Source organism: Lutibacter sp. Hel_I_33_5, from assembly GCF_007827455.1.
Classification (GTDB): Bacteria; Bacteroidota; Bacteroidia; order Flavobacteriales; family Flavobacteriaceae; genus Polaribacter.
This window is the reverse complement of record NZ_VISM01000001.1, coordinates 143,907-163,601: the sequence shown is the minus strand read 5'-3', so window position 1 is coordinate 163,601 and position 19,695 is coordinate 143,907. Positions and strand designations below refer to the sequence as shown.

The window sequence follows — 19,695 nt, the reverse complement described above, 5'->3', positions numbered from 1 at the left end:
ATAGATAGAATGAATAAACAAATCATCTTTAAAGAACGCCCTGTTGGAGTACCAAATGAGAATACTTGGAGTTTAGAAGTTTCTGATATTCCAGAATTAAATAATGGAGAATTATTAATTGAGCATCATTATGTTTCTTTAGACCCAGCAATGCGTGGTTGGATGAATGATACAAAATCATATATACATCCTGTTGCTATTGATGATGTTATGAGATCGGGATCAATAGGAAAAGTAATTAAAGTAAATAACAATCCTAATTTTAAAGTTGGTGATTGTGTTACAGGTTGGGGTGGAGTACAACAATATGCAATAACAAATGGTGATAATTGGTATAAAGTAGATGATTCTTTAGCGCCAATGCCTATGTATATTGGAACTCTTGGAATGCCAGGAATGACAGCTTATTTTGGAATTTTAGAAGTCGGAAAAATAAAAGAAGGCGATATTGTTTTAGTTTCTGGAGCTGCTGGAGCAGTTGGGAGTGTTGTTGGCCAGATAGCAAAAATAAAAGGCTGTAAAGTAATAGGAATTGCTGGTGGTAAAGATAAATGTGAATACCTATTAAATGAATTAGGATTTGATGAAGCGATAGACTATAAATCGGAAAATATATATTCTGCTTTAAAACAAAAATGCCTTAAAGGAATTGATGTTTATTTTGATAATGTTGGTGGAAAAATATTAGACGCGGCACTTTCTAAACTTAGAATGCGAGCAAGAGTTGTTATTTGTGGTGCAATTTCTCAATATAATAATACAACCAAAATTGATGGCCCTAGCAATTATCTATCTTTATTAGTAAATAGAGCTTCTATGCAGGGTATGGTCGTTATGGATTATGCAAAAGATTATGGAAAAGCTGCACATCAAATGGCTATTTGGATGAAAGAAGGAAAATTAAAATCTAAAGAAGATATATATACTGGTATAGAAAATTTTAAAGAAACTTACGAACGATTGTTCAATGGTGATAAAAAAGGAAAACTAGTTTTAAAAGTTAAAGAGGATTAAAAATGGAACATTTTTTTCAATGTCCGCATTGTTGGGAAAATGTTTCTATGATTTTAGATACTAGTGTTTCAAAACAAACTTATATTGAAGATTGTGAGGTGTGCTGTAATCCGATAGAATTGACACCAATGTTTGAAAATGGTGAGTTAGCATCATTTAGCAGTCATTCAATTGAGCAATAACTTATTTCAATGGGTTTTTCCACGTAAACTCATCAAATAAAGAAATCCAATCTTTTGGGAATGATGCTTTTAAAAACAACTCTTCTTTGGTAAACGGATGATTAAACGCTAACGAACCTGCGTGTAAAAACATGTTTTTCCATCCAAAGTTTTCATCAAACATGGTATCATGGTTTTTATCTCCATATTTTGTATCACCAAGTAAAGGATGACTAATTTTGTTTGTATGCACTCTTAATTGATGCATTCTTCCTGTTTTTGGTGACATTTCAACTAAACTATAACGTGAAGAATCATAAGGTTTTACAGGAATATCTAAGGTAATATTCTCTAAAGTTCTTAAATGGGTTAGTGCTTCTTTATGCACATTAGCATCGCGTCCTTTTACAGGCGAATCTATTGTTTTTGTTTCAGGAGAAAATCCACGAACAACACCATAATAGGTTTTCTGAATTTCATTATTAGTAAACAGTTCTTGAAATTTAGAAACAAATTTTGTTTCTTTTGCTAATAATAGTATTCCAGAAGTCTTTCTATCCAAACGATGAATAGGGTAAAACTTACCACCAATTTCTTCATCCATTAATTGCAATAACGATTGTTCTTCTATAACATTTCTAGAATGATATGCATGATGAACCAACATATTATTGGGCTTACGTACACAAATACAGTATTTGTCTTCGAAAATAATTTCTAAATTGATAGGTAGATACGTTTAATAATTAAAAAACAAAGATACCTTCAAAAGTTTAAACTTAATACTGTCTTAATCAAATTACTTTTACAGATAAAGTAATATTATTTAACGACTCTTTTAATAATAGATTTACCATTTTTTGTACTGATTTTAATAAAATAGATACCATTATTTAAATTAGATAAATCAATTTTTTTTGAAACTAAATTTTCTTTTTTATTTTCAAATATTCTTTTACCTATTGCATTATAGACTACAATACTGTGTAAGTCAATCCCACTTGTTTTTATCGTTAAATAACCTTGTACAGGATTTGGATATAGTTTAATTCTTTTATTAAAATCAAAATTATCACCTACAGAAAGTATAGTTGGATGTTCTACAACATAATACAGTGTATTTGTATGATCTACATCATTCCATTCACTCGCAACTCCAAGTGGCCACCCATTTAAGGATAACGCTAATGCATCTTGTCCATTCCAATCATCCGGCTCATTTCCCCAATTACTATATAATCCATTTACAGCACTTCCATTAGATGTACCTTCCCAAAATTGTGTGGATTCATCATCATTATTTCCATTCCACACCCATTTACCTTCAGTATCCAAATCATTACCACCAATCCAAACATAAGAGCCACCACCACCATCTGGAGCTTTTGTATTGCTATTCGTAATGTTAGCATTTGAATTTAGCTGTGTGTAAATTGCATTCTGTTCTGCTACGTTATTAATTTCTACTAAAATTCCACCTCTTTCTACTGCACAAGCAGCTGCATCAAGCCAGTTTTTATTTTCTTTAATAACTTCGTACGTTTTTCCATCATATACAAATGAGTATATATTAGCAGTAGTTGCACATTGTCCAAATGCTATGCTATTGCAGAGTAAAGTAAACAATACCACAGATAGTTTTAATGTAATTGTTTTCATAAGTATAATTTTGTTTGTTTAGTTATTTCTATGCAATTTAGAGTTGAAATTGCTTATTAGAAACTAGTTTACCTTTTAGTGAAGAATTTTATAGGTAAGTGAACAAGTAAGTCGGTAAAAAAAATTAAGCTTTATACTTATTTAAAAATTTTGAAGTAAATCGTTGACTCATCTGAAAGGGTAGTGGGTTGTTTTTTAAAAACACCTTGCACGTATTATTAAAGCTTTTTTCAATTTTATCAATAGCGTCTAGGTTAATGATTGTACTTCTATGGATGCGCTCAAAATTTTGATAGGGAAGTAGTTTCTCCCAATCAGACAAAGGTTTTAGGACTAATTTTTTTGAATCATTTTTTAACAATAAACACGTATAATCTCCATCAGCAGTTATGGCAATAATTTCATTTATTGAAATTAATTTGAATTCATTCTTTTGATTGATAATAATTCTATCTGAGTATTTATATTTTAATTCTTCAACTTTTTTTGGCGAAACCTTAGTATAAAATCGGTTAATTGATTCTGAAAGTCTTTCTTTAAGTACAGGTTTAAGTAAGTAATCTAAAGCATTTATTTTAAAAGCCCTTACCGCATATTCATCATAAGCAGTAACAAATATAATATGTGTTTTTACTTTTATTTTATCAATGATCGTAAAAGCATTGGTTTCTTTTAATTGAATATCTAAAAAAACAATATCTGGTTTATTCTTATTTATTATTGAAATAGCTTCAGTAGCAGATTTCGCTGTAGCACAAACTTCTATATCGCTATAATCAGATAATAAGAGTGTAAGCTCATTTATAGCTAATTGTTCATCATCAATAATACAAACTCTAGTTTTCAAAATTAAATTTTAATGTTAACATCAGAATATACGAATCCATTTTTTTCATACAACTTAAAACTAGCATCATTTTTATATAATAATTGAAGTCGTTTTATGATATTAGAAGTTCCATTTCCTTTTTTAGTGCCTTTTAATTCACCATTATTGCTAACTAATATTGATAAATAATCATTCTCTTTTTGGATAGAAATAGCAATAGTTAAAACCTGTCCAGATTTCATACCATGTTTAATAGCATTTTCTACTAAAGGCTGTAAAATTAAACTCGGAACTAAGATAGTAAGCGTATTTTTAGATATATCTTTTTGAATGACTAAATCTTTTTCCCAACGTATTTTTTGAATGTTTAAATAATTATCTAATAACTTTAGTTCTTCTTGAATCTCTTTCTTTGGAATATCATTTATGTTGATTGAACTTCTTAAAAATTCTGAAATATAATCTACCATATTTCTTGCTTTTTCAGTGTCATTAGTAATTAAATTACGTAAAGAATTAAGCGTGTTAAATAAAAAATGTGGATTAATTTGTTGTTGGAGTAGTTGTAATTCTGATTCTAAAGCCAGTTTTTTAGCTGCTAATGTTTCTTCTTTTTGAGCTTGTAGCTGCTTTAGGTTTCTAATCATAAAATAAACGATAGTAAAACCTGCGAGATAAATAATTTTCTCAAGTGTATTAATAATAATGTTTGGTAAATCAATAAATTCACTACTATTTCTAAATAAACGGAAGTAAATAGTAGAATTAAAAAATACAATTAGAGCAGAAAAACTAATAATAATGAACCCATATAAAAAGTACTTATAGCTATTATTTTTATTAATTTTTTGAATTCTTAAAAAAATATGTATTACAGCAATATTAAAAATAAAAGCCAAAATAGATTGTAAAAAAGTAACAGTAAAAATATTTTGGAAATCTGTTTTTTTATTATTGTATCTCCACGAAACTATTTCTGCAGTTGCCCAAAACAGCCATGCAAACAATAAAACTAGATATTCTTTTTTTATTTTTTTGATAATTCAGTTTTTAAGAGGCAATAAATGTAAAGAATTCTATTTAAAAAAGACAAATTGAATAATTTTCATCGTTATCGCAAATTAAATATTAGTATCATAATTTAAGTAGGGCATTTTTATTATTTCCTATAGAGAATATTTACAAAGCCAACCTATATTTATAGCTACTTTAATTAACAACTAACTTTATGGAAAACACAGCAGCAATGGTTTTAGAACAACCAGAATTAATTAGTGCAATAGATACCGTTTGGGTAGCAATTTGTGCCGCAATTATCTTCTTTATGGAAGGCGGATTTGCCTTACTAGAAGCAGGATTTGTACGATCAAAAAATTCTATGAGTATTATCGCAAAAGTAATAATAGACGTTATTTTTGGCGGATTAGCCTTTTATATTGTAGGCTTTGGTATTGCTTACGGAAACTCTAACGGATGGTTTGCTTTTGATATGGGAATAACTTCAAACGACTTAGGCTTAGGCTTAACCGTGTCTAACAAATTATTCTGGTTTATACAATTAGGATTTGCTATTGCAGCAATTTCTATTGTTTCAGGAGCCGTAGCAGAACGTATGAAAGTATGGAGCTATGCAGTATATGTAGTTATCTTTTGTTCAATAATGTATCCATTAGTTGCCAATTGGGTATGGAATCCAAATGGATGGTTAGCAGCTAAAGGATTTAACGATTTTGCAGGATCAGCAGCAGTACATGCTATGGGAGGTTTTGCCGCCTTAGCAGCAGCCATTGTTTTAGGCCCAAGAATCGGGAAATATCAAAAGAATGGTGAAGCAAATCCAATTCCTGGTCATAATTTACCATTAGCAGCCGTAGGAGCCTTTATTTTATGGTTCGGTTGGTTTGGATTTAATCCAGGTTCTACCTTAGGAGCCGTTGGAAACTGGGAATTAATAGGAACTGTTGCTACCAATACATTTTTAGCATCTGCAGCAGGAGGGATGTCTACCATGTTATATACGTATTTTAGATACGGACAAATAGATATTACGATGGTTATAAATGGTGTTTTAGCTGGTTTAGTAGCCATTACAGCAGGTTGTAACGTAGTAGGACCTAATTCTGCTATTGTTATTGGTTTAATTGCTGGTGTTTTAGTAGATGTAGCAGTAATTTGTATTGATAAATTAAAAATTGATGATCCAGTAGGAGCAATTGCTGTACATGGTGTAAATGGATTATTTGGTGCGTTAGCTGTTGGTTTATTTGCTACAGAAGGTGGTTTATTATTTGGTGGTGGCGCTGCTTTATTAGGTGTACAAGCGTTAGGTGTTTTTGTTATCGGAATCTTTTCTTTTACAATAACATTTATTGTATTAAAAATAATGAAGAAAACAATCGGAATAAGAGTTACCGCTAAAGAAGAACGAGTTGGTATTGATGCAGTATCTTTTGGTGTAGAGGCATATACAACGTTCGAATAATTAATTTTAAAAGTTAAGACATGAAAAAAATAGAAGCAATTATAAGACCCTCTAAATTAAAAGCAGTACAAAAAGGTTTAAAGGAAGCTGAAATACCATGTATTACAGCAATTCCTGTAAAAGGAACTGGATTGCAAGGAACATATTCTGAGCGTTATAGAGGAACAGAACAATCTATGATAATGCAAACTAGAATTATGATTATCTGCATTGTTAGTGATGAAAATTTAGAAAAAGGAATCAATGTTATTCTAGACAATGCCTCAGAGAATTTGGTTGGTGATGGAAAAATATTTGTATACAATGTAGAAGACGCTATTAGAATTAGAACCAAAACTAGAGGTTCTAAAGCGATTATCTAATTAATACTAATTATTATTTTATATAGGAGTGTACATGTTTATGTACATTTTTAAAAACTCTATTTGACATAATATAAATTATAGTACAAATGTATTGTTTAGTTAATAAGAGTGGTTTATCCATTTGATAGCTATAATGTAGTATTATGTAAAATATCCCATAAGCAGTCGTTTTCACAAGAATAATTTGAACTTGGGTCATTAAACTAATGAGCGGTTTGCTTCGCAGCGTTTATAAAACATTTGTATCTATAATTAGCCGTTATGTAAAATAGCCGCTATCAAGCGCTCGATTGTTTTAAAAAATCAAATTGCTCTGGCAATTTATTTTACACACAATTATCCAACGCTTGCCAACGCCAAAATAAAAGCTAACCTTTTTGCTCTTATTAAAAATCGCGTATTCGATAAAATGTACGTAATAAAAATTTTTAGACGATTCTCGTGGATTGCCACAAGAGCATAAATTTTATGAAAAATAAAATTCTATGCACTTGTTATATGTAGAACTTCAATTAATCCTTTTTTTTCGTGTTTCATTATCTTTTGTCTTGAAACAAAAGAAACAAAAATTCAAGGCTGCATAAACTTTTGGAAACAATTAACGGCTCATTCGCTATATTTTAGGAAACATTGTAACTTATTAAGATTGCTTTGAAATCCCTTGTATAATTGAAACTCTTAAGAAACTGTAGTACTAAACCCCTAAAATATGCACACTCAATTCACCTTATTGTTTTACCAAAATTTTATGAGGCCAAGTTTAACATCGAGATTTTAATTTCTAATTAATATCAGTAATTTTTATTATTTATAATATATTTCTTAAGTGGTAATAATTGATTTCTTAAAAAAACTAATACCAACTAGTATTAAGATTACTATCAAAGCAAAAAAGAAAACACTTGTAGAGATACTTTTTATCACTGAAAACATATTAGTTGTAGTAACTGTAGTTTCTGTAATATCTGGATAAGTCTTCAACATTGTAATAATTCCCATGTTTTCAATATAATCAGCAATTCCTGCAATTATTGGTAGCAAGCATAAATAATAGAAAAAAGGTTTTAGTTTATTTATTTTCTTTAGTAAATATGCCATTAATAAGCAATAGGAAACCCCAAATAGTAATGGATATACCATATCTACAGGTATTTGGCTAGTTAGATACGTTTCACGTCCATTGTCACCCAGATCACTGAACAATTTATTTACATAATTAAAATCATATCCTGTTGGCATCATATCTAACAATTTCATTCCATTGGAAAAAGCCATTGTATTCGGAATTGTAACCATTAACATAAAAGCATAAACTAGATTGGTTAGAATGAAAAGCCAAAAAACTTTCTTTCCAGATATATTCCTCTTAACTACTAATTCTTCTTTTGTTATCGACATTTTTTGTTTTTTTAAGTTATTTCAATGTATGCAGATGTTCCTCCTGATAAATCTCCATTCAACCAATTCCATTCAAATTTCAACTCTAATTTACCTGACTTATTTTTTGAAATAATACCTTTAGATTCTCCAACTCTCAATTCATTATCTTTAGTTAAACACTGAAATAAAAACTCAACTTGATTCACATCCGTTTTCTTTCCAATAATAAAACCTTCTAATATTTCACCTCCATTATATTTTCCAGTTATAGTATTTCCTTTTTGGAAATAATGAAAAATAGTTTCGTTAGAGGATAATCCACTTTTATTTTCAATTGCAATAAATCTCTTGTTATTTATATTCATTGTTTATTTTTTAAATACTCTTGTTAATTAGATCTACAATCATTTTATTATCAGATTTATTTTGTACGTGTTTAGAGTGTTTAAGTAAAATTGTTTCCTTTAATGATGGAAATATCTTCTCTGCTCTTTTTAACATTTTTTCACCTGGAAACATTAAGTCATTTTTTGCTGCTATTAATGTGAATGGTGTTTTTATTAAATTAGCTTCCCTCCTATGTATTACTGGAACAGATGTGAAATCCATTTTAAAATGCAAAAATACTTTAGAGAGAAATTGTAATGCAAAGGCATCTTTTTCTGTAAACAGCTCATTTAAAAAACGTTCTACATATTTTGATTTCTTGGTTCTTATATAGCGCTTCATTGGAATAAACACTTTAAATAATGCTTTTATGGGATTCCCATTAACAATATATGCAGGTGCTGTTAAAAACACTTCTTTTATATTGGCATCTTTGAATTCTAATGCCTTTAGAATAACCAGTCCACCGAACGAAAATCCAGCAAGCGTTACATTTTTTAACTCTAAACTATCAATCACTTCGTGTAACCACTGTCCGTAATCAACATTTTTCATTGATAATCGTGTTTCTGCACTTTTATTAGGTTGTGCCAATGCATCAACGGCAAAAACTTGAAAATGTGTGTCTAAACCAAAATATGTTTCTAAAGCAATTGGTGCACATCCGTTTGAACCATGAACAATTAGTATTGGTGGTTTTGGTGCATCTCCAGTAACAATTACATTGGTTTTACCAAAAGCCGTTTCAACCTCATGATACTGATAGTTGATATTTAGATCCTTTAATTTTTGATTATAGAGATTTAAAATTTCAGCTTTTCCTGTTTCAGATTTATATAATGATTCCATTTTTTACTAATAATATTAATTTTGATGTAATTTGCTATAGATTACTGGCATCTGCCCTTTCCATTTCTTCCATAAGTTGTCTTCGGTAATTAAACTAGCCATAAAATGGCCTACATTTATACGGCTTACTTTACCTGCATTAAATATGGCGCTTCTAATTGGTGAAGGATGTATTTCATAATCGGAAACGTTTTCTTCGTTAATCAAGCCATCTGGTCTAACTGCAACCCATTCGATTAAATTATTGTTTTGCCCAATTTGTGTACGTAAATAATCTGCAGCTTTCTCATTATCTACATGAGGTGGCAATAACAAACGAAGAAGCCCAATTACACATTTTTGTGCAAAAGAAATAGGCTCATTTAAGTCGCGATTACGATTTCCTGTAGTGTTCATTAAAACAAACTTTATAGGACTTTGCAAATTATTTGATTTTATAACATCGCATAATCGTCGTGTAGCATCTGTCACTAATTTTCTAGGTTGTCCGTAAATGCCTTTCCAAGACATATTATGACCTAGACAAGAAGCAACTGCTTTACAATCGCTTACAATGGCACTCATTTCTATATCACTTAATTCTAATAAACTCGCTGTTATAATTTGTAAGTCATTATTGGTTTTCCAAGATTCTGGTAATTTATCTGGTGATCTTACAATTATTTTTATCCTATGTTTTTCAATTAGAAGTTGTTCTACTAATTTACTTCCTGTGGCACCACTTGCTCCTACTACTAAAACTGTCATTTTGATTGATTGATTGATATACTATATGCGACGAAATAAAGTGAAATTTGTTACAGCTATTATGCTGCATCATTATCTTTACTGTTTCATCATTATTTTTATATTCTTATTCAGAAATGAAGCGTTTAATTTCACTTTCATTTGGAATCCTACATGTTGTTGATTTACCAAATAGTCTATATCTCTTTGTAGCAATTATATCGTAAAAATAGTCCCTAATGAATTTTGGAATGATTAGTAAAAGGAAGAAACCACGATGAATTGAACTTAATTCCTTTACAGCTATAAGTACTGCGGAAGACTTAGTGTGTAGTTTTCCTTTTGAGAAATATAATATTGTTTCCATTTTATTTGAATCAATAGCTTGTGTTCTTAGAAAATCCTTGGCAAATTTTGATTGCAGTGATGCATAAAATATTGTATTTCTATCATTCCTTTTTATAAAAAAATCAATTGTTTTATTACATAATGTGCAAACGCCATCAAAAAATAATATGTTTCTATTTTCTTTAATCTTTGAATTCCGTTTCATGTGATTGAAAAATATGTTTTGTTGAAATCAATTATTTCTTATCCTTTTCCATGCCCAAAGAAATTCACAATGAATTGATCTCCTATAAAAATCAAAATTATTATGACTAGCACAATTGAATATTTGATGAGCTTTTCTTTGAATGATATTTTAGAAACCTTATTAGTGCTAACCAGTTCTATTAACAGTTTGCTTATTTTTTCCTTATTGATAATAAGAATTGTAAGTAGCATTAGAAGATATAATGTTGCACCAGCTAATGCACCATATTCGTCAAGGAAAAATATGTCGAATACAATTACGTTAACCATTATTGGGATTAAAACAAGGGATCCAATTAGTTTGGTTTTATTAAATAGCAGTAAAAAAGCTCCAAAAATTTCTGCTAGACCAATGAACAGCATATATCCAAAAGAACGCCCCATAAAAACCCAAGCCAAATCAAAGTCTGAAACTTGTCCTATTGGTATAAGATCCAATCCATCTGGCATTCTTGCAGCCGTATAAAATTGGGCACCAATTACTTTTCCTAATCCATATATGGTAAGAAAAAAGAACACATACAATCGACAAACGATTTCAATTATTTCTTTATAATATATTTTTTTCATAGTTATTTTTTTTGATTGTTTACAACGGTTTTGTATTTGAGTAGTTGTTCGTTTTATTTGTTCGAATTTTCTACTTCTAATAATATTTTATTTAACTTTTTTCTATTAAACCATTTCCCTTTTATAACAACACCTATAATTGTTTTTGTATTTCTAATATCGTCAAGAGGATTTTTTTCTAATAAAACTAAATCAGCTAATTTTCCTTCAGTAACAGTTCCACTTTGTGAAATTGTATTTAAATAACGTGCAGGAACAACTGTTGCTGTTTTAAGTGTTTCATATGCTGAAAGCCCAGAACTGTAGATTAATTCTAATTCATGATGAAGAGAAAAACCTGGAAGAAATAAACCATATGTATCACTTCCTGCCATTAATGGTACTCCTTGCTTATGTAATAGTAAGGTGAACTTCTTTTGCCATTCTAATTCATTTTCAAGTCGGATTAATGATTCATTTTTAGTGAACCATGAGTTTTTTCTATAATTAATAGTGTTAGACTTCCAATAATCTGAATAATGTTTTGGTAAGTATTTGATATTTTCGTCGTTATTCAACATCTCAGATTTGGTCTTATCTGCATATCGACTAATCATTTCAAATATTCCAAGAGTAGGCGAAACATAAACACCACTTGTTTTAATTTCTTTTGCAGCTTTATTAAGATAACTAATAGATGTACGCTCTTCTTTTGAAAAGATATTCATAAACTCTTCAACATGAGCAATAGATTTAATTCTCAATGAATATTCTAACGGTAGTTCTCTTTGTCCATGTCCAACAATTTCAAGGTCTTGTTTACTAGCCGTTTCTAATAACTTTAAGTAAATGTCTTTTGGTAGATTATCAGCAATTTTCAAATAATTATAACCTCTTTCTTTATGGTACTTTACTATGGTTTCAACAGAATCTATATGATTAAAATGGCTTCTATTAAGATAAGGTCCGGTTGTGTAATAATGAGGAGACAAAATAGAATTACTTTGAGCGACCGCTCTTATTTTTATATGATCTTGACCATCATATTCTGCCATGTTTCTAGCAGAGGTTATTCCGTTTGCAATTAAAAGCTTGAACTCATTCTCAATATTGTTCTGTAGATGATAATGTGTTTCTACTAAACCAGGAATTAAATATTTACCTGAAGCTTCTATTGCAACATCAATATGAATGGTTATCGTTTTAGAAGCTGGCTCAATTTTCAATATTTTACCATTTGCTATAATTACTCTTTGATTAGTAATTATGGTGTCGGTATCCATTGGAATTACATTTACATTCTCAAACGAAATTGTTTTAGTTTGAGCCATACCTACAGAACATACCATTAGAATAAATAGCAATAGATATTTTTTTTGTGTTCGCATTGTTTTGATTTATTAATTTTATGCAAACCTACTACTCATAATAGTTTTTGTAGTTCGGAAATCGATACTCTTGAGAAAATAGAACCTATTTATTCTTATATTCTTTGGGTGTTAGTCCTGTTTCTTTTTTAAAATTTGTGTAGAACGATGTTTTAGAATTAAACCCACATTCCAAGCCAATGGAGAGTAAACTATATTTATCAAAATCTGAGTCTTTTAGCATTAGTTTTACATCCTTTATGCGATGTGAATTAATGTAGTCTGAAAAATTAACAGAAGTATTTTCTTTAATAATTTGAGATAGGTAACTGTTGCTTATTTCTAGTTGTTCAGCAACACTATCTCTGCTTAGATTTGGGTTATGATGTATTTTATCTTCTTCAATTAAAAACACTAATTTTTTAAAATGAGAACTTTTAGAGTTTACAGAATTGATTGGTTTCTTTTTTTCTCTTTTAGTAATCTCTCTAATTTCAAATTGGTCATTCGACAATTTAAATTGGTACATCCCTTTATAGGTTAACCAATAAATAAAAATAGAACTAAATGTCCATAAATAAGTTAGTGGTAATTTCTCTAAAAAGATAAATCGATAAGATTCTAATACAACTCCAAATAATATAATTAGCGAAAGAAAACCCAAAAGATATTTTAACCACTTTTTACTCAAACTGTTCTTTTTAGCTAGCGTATATTTATAGGAGAGGATAATCATATAAACAGGAAAAACAATAGAAAAAAAGCTAATTGTTTTATAAAATATAGGGATGTATTTTAAAACAATATCTGGTAGATTATACAATTGAAAAGTTGTACTTAAAGACAAAAAGATATTGAGTGCACTTAATAGAATAAAAGGCAGGTAAAAAAACTTTAAACGTTGTGTAATACCCGAAGTATTATTTGAGGTTTTATAAAAGAAAACAAATAGCGTTGTTGGATATAAGAATTGCCAAAGAAATAAATCTAGTAAGCTAATTATTATTGGATTGGAACCGATATCCCAAAACCAATTATTAATTCCAACAATAGCGATAATTAATAAAGTAAACCCTAAATAATTATTGGTTTTACTTCTGAAAAACTTTGAAAACAGAATTACTAAGCTTAAAACTAAGCAATGAAGTGTAGCCAAAAGTGAGACTGTCTCTAATAATGGAATATTGATTGATGACAAAAATTTAGATTATAGGTTTTATTAGTTTTTAATAATGTATTACGATATATTCATAGATAGTTAGTTGTGACTAAATATGTGATTTACATTCAGCAATATAATGATTCGCAAGAAAAGATCATCATTACGAGGTTTTATCAAATCCAAATATAGTTTACAAATAATGATTTCCAATCATTGAAAGGTTTGTTTTAACAATCTTTCCACACACATTATGCTTCCCTCCTACGTCGTCGCATAAAAAGTGTTCCATTAACATCGTAAAGAAACTTTTGGAGTAAATTTTTCAAGAAACTATGTAACTACTTTCGCTTTTAACCAAAGCTCAAGTTACATAACGCAGAACATTATAGTACAAATATACAGTAATTTCTGTATAGCCGTTTTTCAGGCTATTTACACATAATTATAGATATAGTGCCTTTAGGTTTATATCGATAGATATTATGTTAAAAGAAATTACGGCTAGTTAACTTTTAGGTTTATTTGATAGCTATAATTAGCCGTTATATAAAATAGCCGCTACCAAGTACTCGATTATTTTATAACACAATACTACATTACTATCTCAAATAACAATTGGATCTATTAAATTTTTAAAATCAATAGAAAAACATTTATTTGAAATAGGCTTAAATAAACAATCAAAAAAACCTTCTTACGTAATAAGGTATGCAACAAGAGAAAGTCAAAAGTTATATAAATATCTATATAAAGGAAAAACAGAACTTACAATTTGCAAAAGACAGGAGAAATTATATAAACAAAAATTTGAAATTTCTTGTTTTCAAAACACTTAATAAACATGTCAAGTTTTGATTAAAAAACACATCGTTTTTTACACTTATTAATAAGCATCATTGCGAGTTAACGAAGTAATCAGTTACTTATAGAGAGATTGCCACAGTTTACAAAAAAGTAAACTTCGCAATGACAATAAATTGCTATTCTTCTGTATCCGAAATATATTTACGCTCTTTTACTTTTTTAGAGCCTTCATACAATTCGTACTTTACAAATCGACATTCTAAATCAGCATTCTTTAAAGGAATACGTTTAGATGTACGTAACCCTACATGTTTTAACGCTTGTATATCAGAAGTAATTAACCAAGCTGTAGAGCCTGGGTAATTATGTTTAAGCGTATCCCCTATTTTTTTATAAAACTCTGGAATATCAATATTTAAACGCTCTCCATAGGGTGGGTTAAACAAAATTGTGGTGTTTCCGAAAACTTCTTTAGTAGAATTAAAAAAGTTAACATGATGTACGCCAATAAAGTCATCTAGGTTCGCGTTTTCTACATTCGCTTTTGCTTTTTGTACAGCAGATGGCGCTTTATCAAATCCCATAATTTTAAAATGAGAAGATCGTATTTTCTTTAATAATGCATCTTGAATGGTAAAATACAGGTCTTCATCGTAATCTTTCCAATTCTCAAAAGCAAATAGTTTTCTATTGATATTTGCTGGAATATTATTGGCAATCATTGCAGCTTCGATCAAAATGGTACCAGAACCACACATAGGATCAATAAAGTTTTCATCTCCAGTATAGCCCGATAATAAAACCATTCCTGCTGCCAAGACTTCGTTTATAGGCGCAATATTAGTAGCAGTTCTATAGCCACGTTTATGCAAAGAATCTCCCGAAGAATCTAAAGAAACCGTTAACCAATCTTTTTGAATATGAATATGGATTTTTAAATCTGGGAAATCTAAATCTACATTAGGTCTTTTGCTATATTTATGTCTAAAATAATCTGCGATTGCATCTTTAGATTTTAAAGAAATATAATGTGAATTTGAAGTGAAATTCTTAGAATTCACAACTGCTCCAATAGCAAAAGTACCTTCTACATCTAAATATTTTTCCCATTTAATTTTCTGAATAGACTCATATAAATCTTCTTCATCAAAAATTTTACTCGTCTTAATAGGTTTTAAAATCCGAACAGCTGTACGTAACGCAATATTTGCTTTGTACATAAAACCAGTATCACCTCTAAAAGAAACACTTCTAACTCCTTCCTTTATATCTTGTGCTCCTAGTTTTTTTAACTCATCTGCAAGCACACTTTCTAAACCAAAAAGCGTAGTTGCCGTCATTTTAAAATCTTTGTTCATATTGCAAAAATAATTTAATACCTTTGATTATACTCCCTTTTTAATACTTAATCTATATTATTATGAAAAATAAATTCGTACAACTAATCGTATTTACTTTTTTGTTATCTAATACATTTTTAGTTGGTCAACAATGGCAAAGAACTGGAGGCCCAATTGGTGGATTAGGATATAACATTAAAATTCACCCTACTAATAATCAAATAATTTATATTACAGATGCATTTAGTGGCGTGCATAAAAGTAGCGATGGAGGAACAACTTGGGTTCCCAAAAATAACGGAATAACCTCTAGAACTGGGATTTCTGATGATGCCATACCCGTTTTTACTATTGCTATAGATCAAAATAATCCGACAACTATTTGGGCAGGAACACAATTTGATAGCGGAATTTTTAAATCCTCAGATTCGGCTGAAAATTGGATAAAAAAAACAAACGGGATTACCGAAACTAATATCGTCTTTAGAGAGATTAGTGTTGTAAATGGTGATTCTAATATTGTATATGCAAGTGGCGAAGTTCCTACTGGGAATCAAGGAAATGAATTTGAAAAAGTAAAAGGTGTTATCTATAAAACCATTGATGGTGGAGAAAATTGGGTTAAAATTTGGGAAGGAGATAGTTTAGCTAGATGGCTTTGTATTGGTGCAAATCCTACTAATTTAGTTTCTTCAACAGGTATTTTTGATAGAGAAGCAAATAATATTACTGGTGTTGGAATATTAAAATCCACAGATGGTGGTGCAAGTTGGAATCCATCTAATACAGGAATTACTGGAAGTCTATTTGTTGGCGGAATGTCAGATTCTGCAACTCCAGGCTTATTATATATTGCAACAGGAAATAATGCTGAAAATAATTATCCTACGCCCATAAAAGGAGGAGTATTTAAATCTACAAATGGTGGAACAAGTTGGACTCAAGTAATCGCCCCAACCGATGTTATTTTACCTGGATATTCAGAAGCAATTTTTACAGCTGTAAAAATTGCGCCTTCTAACAATGATATAGTATATGCGGCAAGTGACTATGCTTTTTATAAAAGTATTGATGGAGGAGCTACTTGGACAGGACATCGAGGAGGTACACCAACCTCTCCTCAATCTTGGGGACCTCCAGGAATTAGAGCCGGAGTTCCTATTGAAATTACCATAGATAAAACAAATCCAGATATTTTATATGCTGCAAATTATGGTGGAGGAATTTTTAAATCAATAGATGGTGCAAAAACATGGACTACTTTAGGAAAAGGATATACAGGAGCTACAATTCATAAAATTGCCGTTGACAATCAAAATTCATCAGGTTTTATAGCAGTTGGTAGAAGTGGTCCTTTTAAATCTTCAAATAATGGAGATACTTATACGGGATTATTTTATGGAGATGCGGGAGGTTCTGCTGAATGGTATTCAGCAGCAGTTCATCCAACAAATAGTGACACAATGTTTGTTACTGATGAACATGAAGGTTTAATTTTTAAAAGTACAGATGGAGGACAAAATTGGACAACAAAATTTGACCATCCTAATGCTAATGCTGGTGCTTTTACTGATAGACATGGAGTAAAAGAAATTGCTATTAGTCAAAGCAATCCAAATGTAATGTATGCAGGTTTTGCATATCAGTTTTTCTATAATAATCCAGAAGATACTAATATTCAAGATAGTTATGGGGTTTATAAATCTATTGATGCTGGGGAAACTTGGACAGAAGTTGGAGGTCTAGCTTCAATACCAAATACAAATCTAAATATTACTGCATTAGCTATAAATTCTACTGATGAAAACAATGTTTATGTTGGTTTAAGAGAAACTATAGGTTCTGGAATATATCATTCTACAGATGGAGGTACAACATGGATTCCAATAGGTTTAAACCTAGTCGATAAGAGTATATTTAGTATCACCTTAGCAGAAAATAATTCAGTTATCTATGTTGGCACAAAAGATAATGGTGTTTATAAATCTACTGATAATGGTACTAATTGGACGCAATTATTAGATGGCTCTGGAAATAAAATCATTACTAACGTAAAAGTAAACCCAGGTAATAAAAATCATATTGTAGCTTCTGATATGCGTTCAGGAATTTATGCAAGTACAAACGGGGGTCAAAATTGGGTACTTACTAATACAGGACTTGATAATAGAGCTGTAACTACCTTAGAATTTTCTAGAGATGGTAGCAATTTATTTGCAGGTACTTTTGGTGGAGGAATCTTCACTTTTAATACTTCTTCTCTTAACCTAACTTCTGATCAAATCTCTTTTGTAAAAAATGTATATCCAAATCCTGCAAATGATAAAATTAAATTAGATTTGCATTCTGTAATTTCTGCGGAAATGAAGATTGTTTTTTATGATATTACAGGAAAAAAAGTAATTGAAAAAAAATACACTAATGTTAGTAATTCTTTACTAATTGATACGTCAAACCTAAAAAAAGGATTGTATATTTTAGAAGTAAGAAATAAGAATAACACACATTATAAAAGTAAAATTTTAATTGAATAACTCCCAAAAAGATTGGTTTACCGATTGGTTTAATACCAAATATTATCACATTTTATACAAAAATAGAGATGATTCTGATGCGCAATTATTTATGCGAAATATCACTGATTTTCTAAAACTTCCTTTAACAACTCATATTCTTGATTTGCCTTGTGGAAAAGGACGTCATGCTGTTTTTTTAAACAAATTAGGTTATAAAGTTACTGGTGGAGATTTATCTAAAAATAGTATTCAATCTGCTAAGAAATTTGAAAATGACAGCTTACATTTTAAAGTGCATGATATGCGTAAGCCTTTTAGACAAAACTATGATGCTATTTTTAATTTGTTCACTAGTTTTGGTTATTTTGATGATGATAAAGAAGATGTATTAATTCTTGATAATATAAAACAAGGATTAAATAAAGACGGATATTTTGTGTTTGACTTTATGAATGTGTTAAAAGTAAAAAACAATCTTGTTGAAAAAGAAGTTAAAGAAATTGACGGTATTTCATTTAATATTCAGCGTGAAATTGTAGATGGATTTATTCAAAAACATATTTCTTTTAATGCTGATAATGAGGATCACTCCTACACTGAACGTGTAAAGTATTTAGAATCTGAAAAATTAATTTCATATTTTAAAGAAGTTGGATTTTCAATAGAACATATTTTTGGAGATTATGATTTATCTTCGTTTACTAATAATTCTAATAGACTAATTTTAGTAGCTAAATGACCTATTTATTATTAATTTTATCTGTAGTCTTTGGAGCTGTTTTGGTAGTTTTATCAAAACCTAGCAATAAAATTGTACGTTTATTATTAGCCTTTAGTGGTGCCTATTTACTCTCCGTAACTATTCTACATCTTTTACCTGAAGTCTATAGTGGAACTACTAATTATAAACAATTAGGAATTTTTATTCTATTAGGAATTATTTTACAATCTGTTTTAGAATCTTTCTCAAAAGGTGCAGAACATGGACATATTCATGTACATACCGACGGAAAACAATTTCCTACCTTATTATTTGTGAGTTTATGCTTGCATGCCTTTTCTGAAGGATTGCCAATTCATCATTCTGGAGATAATTTATTATGGGCTATTGTAGTGCATAAAATTCCGATTGCCATTGTTTTAACAACTTTTTTAATTCATGCTAAATTTGCTAAACAAACTATTATTTTATTTTTAACAGTGTTTGCATTTATGAGTCCTTTAGGAGTTTTATTGGCAGATATTGTTCCTTTTTTAACAACCTATACAAAAGAAATTACAGCTTTAATTATTGGTGTTTTCTTACATATTTCTACCATTATACTTTTTGAAAGCACTGAAAATCATAAATTTAACTTTCAAAAGTTTATGGCCATTCTTCTAGGTGTTCTACTGACTATTTTTACTTTATAGTTTTTCTACTTATATTTAGGTACTAAAATATACTTATTTGTAGGTATAAAATTGCTTTATAGTTTTTTGATATTTGGAGTATTATTAATCTTAAAAAA

20 protein-coding genes are annotated in these 19,695 nt (G+C 29.6%); 7 read left to right on the top strand and 13 right to left on the bottom strand.

Annotated elements, in window-relative coordinates:
- The first annotated feature begins 9 nt into the window (after positions 1-9).
- Both OD91_RS00740 and OD91_RS00735 read left to right on the top strand, forming a co-directional pair.
- Positions 10-1,014 carry an NADP-dependent oxidoreductase gene (locus tag OD91_RS00740; protein WP_144894496.1) on the top strand — a complete coding sequence of 335 codons (1,005 nt, stop codon included), beginning with the start codon at positions 10-12 and terminating at the stop codon, positions 1,012-1,014.
- Positions 1,015-1,016: 2 nt separating this feature from the next.
- The gene (locus OD91_RS00735) at positions 1,017-1,196 is read left to right on the top strand and encodes a CPXCG motif-containing cysteine-rich protein (protein ID WP_144894495.1); all 180 of its coding nucleotides are present in this window, start codon (positions 1,017-1,019) and stop codon (positions 1,194-1,196) included.
- A 1-nt stretch (position 1,197) separates the two neighbouring features.
- On the opposite strand, the gene OD91_RS00730 is transcribed toward OD91_RS00735, so the two are convergent.
- The 4 genes from OD91_RS00730 to OD91_RS00715 all read right to left on the bottom strand — a co-directional run bounded on the left by OD91_RS00730 (position 1,198) and on the right by OD91_RS00715 (position 4,670).
- Positions 1,198-1,866 (bottom strand): pseudouridine synthase, encoded by a 669-nt coding sequence (locus OD91_RS00730; RefSeq protein WP_370511749.1) that lies wholly within the window; start codon positions 1,864-1,866, stop codon positions 1,198-1,200.
- A gap of 131 nt (positions 1,867-1,997) precedes the next feature.
- Positions 1,998-2,834 (bottom strand): T9SS type A sorting domain-containing protein, encoded by an 837-nt coding sequence (locus OD91_RS00725; RefSeq protein WP_144894493.1) that lies wholly within the window; start codon positions 2,832-2,834, stop codon positions 1,998-2,000.
- 124 nt (positions 2,835-2,958) lie between these two features.
- Positions 2,959-3,681 (bottom strand): LytTR family DNA-binding domain-containing protein, encoded by a 723-nt coding sequence (locus OD91_RS00720; protein ID WP_144894492.1) that lies wholly within the window; start codon positions 3,679-3,681, stop codon positions 2,959-2,961.
- Positions 3,682-3,683: 2 nt separating this feature from the next.
- Complete coding sequence (locus OD91_RS00715; RefSeq protein ID WP_144894491.1) at positions 3,684-4,670, bottom strand: sensor histidine kinase; 987 nt, start codon at positions 4,668-4,670, stop codon at positions 3,684-3,686.
- 221 nt (positions 4,671-4,891) lie between these two features.
- Between OD91_RS00715 and OD91_RS00710 the strand changes: the two genes are divergently transcribed.
- Together OD91_RS00710 and OD91_RS00705 are read left to right on the top strand one after the other, a co-directional pair.
- Positions 4,892-6,145, top strand: a complete 1,254-nt coding sequence (locus tag OD91_RS00710; protein ID WP_255513128.1) for an ammonium transporter — start codon at positions 4,892-4,894, stop codon at positions 6,143-6,145.
- A gap of 20 nt (positions 6,146-6,165) precedes the next feature.
- Positions 6,166-6,507, top strand: a complete 342-nt coding sequence (locus OD91_RS00705) for a P-II family nitrogen regulator (protein WP_144894490.1) — start codon at positions 6,166-6,168, stop codon at positions 6,505-6,507.
- A gap of 825 nt (positions 6,508-7,332) precedes the next feature.
- On the opposite strand, the gene OD91_RS00700 is transcribed toward OD91_RS00705, so the two are convergent.
- From OD91_RS00700 to OD91_RS00660, 9 genes are all read right to left on the bottom strand, one after another.
- Positions 7,333-7,908 (bottom strand): hypothetical protein, encoded by a 576-nt coding sequence (locus OD91_RS00700; RefSeq protein ID WP_144894489.1) that lies wholly within the window; start codon positions 7,906-7,908, stop codon positions 7,333-7,335.
- 11 nt (positions 7,909-7,919) lie between these two features.
- Complete coding sequence (locus tag OD91_RS00695) at positions 7,920-8,255, bottom strand: hypothetical protein (protein ID WP_144894488.1); 336 nt, start codon at positions 8,253-8,255, stop codon at positions 7,920-7,922.
- A 10-nt stretch (positions 8,256-8,265) separates the two neighbouring features.
- Positions 8,266-9,126 (bottom strand): alpha/beta fold hydrolase, encoded by an 861-nt coding sequence (locus OD91_RS00690; protein ID WP_144894487.1) that lies wholly within the window; start codon positions 9,124-9,126, stop codon positions 8,266-8,268.
- Between the two features lie 15 nt (positions 9,127-9,141).
- Complete coding sequence (locus OD91_RS00685) at positions 9,142-9,873, bottom strand: NAD(P)-dependent oxidoreductase (protein WP_144894486.1); 732 nt, start codon at positions 9,871-9,873, stop codon at positions 9,142-9,144.
- 106 nt (positions 9,874-9,979) lie between these two features.
- Positions 9,980-10,405 (bottom strand): thiol-disulfide oxidoreductase DCC family protein, encoded by a 426-nt coding sequence (locus tag OD91_RS00680; RefSeq protein WP_144894485.1) that lies wholly within the window; start codon positions 10,403-10,405, stop codon positions 9,980-9,982.
- 38 nt (positions 10,406-10,443) lie between these two features.
- The gene (locus OD91_RS00675; RefSeq protein ID WP_144894484.1) at positions 10,444-11,016 is read right to left on the bottom strand and encodes a hypothetical protein; all 573 of its coding nucleotides are present in this window, start codon (positions 11,014-11,016) and stop codon (positions 10,444-10,446) included.
- Between the two features lie 53 nt (positions 11,017-11,069).
- The gene (locus tag OD91_RS00670; protein WP_144894483.1) at positions 11,070-12,383 is read right to left on the bottom strand and encodes an amidohydrolase family protein; all 1,314 of its coding nucleotides are present in this window, start codon (positions 12,381-12,383) and stop codon (positions 11,070-11,072) included.
- Positions 12,384-12,468: 85 nt separating this feature from the next.
- Positions 12,469-13,560: an AraC family transcriptional regulator gene (locus OD91_RS00665; RefSeq protein WP_144894482.1), complete on the bottom strand. Its 1,092-nt coding sequence runs from the start codon at positions 13,558-13,560 to the stop codon at positions 12,469-12,471.
- Positions 13,561-14,504: 944 nt separating this feature from the next.
- Positions 14,505-15,686, bottom strand: a complete 1,182-nt coding sequence (locus OD91_RS00660; protein ID WP_144894481.1) for a class I SAM-dependent RNA methyltransferase — start codon at positions 15,684-15,686, stop codon at positions 14,505-14,507.
- 62 nt (positions 15,687-15,748) lie between these two features.
- Here OD91_RS00660 and OD91_RS00655 point away from each other — a divergent pair, with 62 nt between their 5' ends.
- Genes OD91_RS00655 through OD91_RS00645 form a run of 3 tightly spaced genes read left to right on the top strand, consistent with a single transcriptional unit; the run spans position 15,749 to position 19,597 of the window.
- Positions 15,749-18,202 (top strand): T9SS type A sorting domain-containing protein, encoded by a 2,454-nt coding sequence (locus OD91_RS00655; protein ID WP_144894480.1) that lies wholly within the window; start codon positions 15,749-15,751, stop codon positions 18,200-18,202.
- Positions 18,195-18,923: a class I SAM-dependent methyltransferase gene (locus OD91_RS00650; RefSeq protein ID WP_255513127.1), complete on the top strand. Its 729-nt coding sequence runs from the start codon at positions 18,195-18,197 to the stop codon at positions 18,921-18,923. Before OD91_RS00655 ends, OD91_RS00650 begins: the two co-directional genes overlap by 8 nt.
- Complete coding sequence (locus tag OD91_RS00645) at positions 18,920-19,597, top strand: ZIP family metal transporter (protein WP_144894479.1); 678 nt, start codon at positions 18,920-18,922, stop codon at positions 19,595-19,597. Before OD91_RS00650 ends, OD91_RS00645 begins: the two co-directional genes overlap by 4 nt.
- The last annotated feature ends 98 nt before the right edge of the window (positions 19,598-19,695 follow it).